Annotated in this window: 1 protein-coding gene; it reads left to right on the top strand. The window is 77.3% G+C overall.

What is annotated here, in order from left to right; genetic code table 11:
* On the top strand, positions 1-409 hold a 409-nt coding region (locus tag GL263_RS27880; protein WP_182858479.1), incomplete at both ends, for a substrate-binding domain-containing protein.

The following is a 409-nucleotide window of genomic DNA, read 5'->3' as shown; positions in this document are numbered from 1 at the left end:
ACCCCGCACTCCTCGCCCCCGAAGGCACCTCCGAGTGGGCCACCGCCCTCCGCGACACCGCCACGACGTGGGCCGACGCCCACCGGACCCCGATCGAAGTCCGCACGGTCCCCTTCGCCGCGACGGTGGACGACGCCGAACGCGCGACCCGCGCCCTCCTCGACGCGGACCCCGCCATCGACGCCGTGATCTGCGCCCCCGACGGCGCCGCCCCCGGCACACTCCGCGCTGCCACCGCCCTCGGCCGCACCCCCGGCACGGACCTCCTCATCGCCTCCTGCGTCGACAGCGCCGCCACCCGCCACGCCGCACCACCCATCACCGCCGTCGACCTCCACCCCACGGCCTACGGCCGCGCCTGCGCCGAACTCCTCTGCGACGTCCTCGCCGCCCGCACCACCCCCGACAC

This window comes from Streptomyces durbertensis (assembly GCF_014156695.1).
GTDB lineage: Bacteria > Actinomycetota > Actinomycetes > Streptomycetales > Streptomycetaceae > Streptomyces > Streptomyces durbertensis.
The sequence above is the reverse complement of the archived record's forward strand: the minus strand, read 5'-3'. Positions and strand labels throughout refer to the sequence as shown.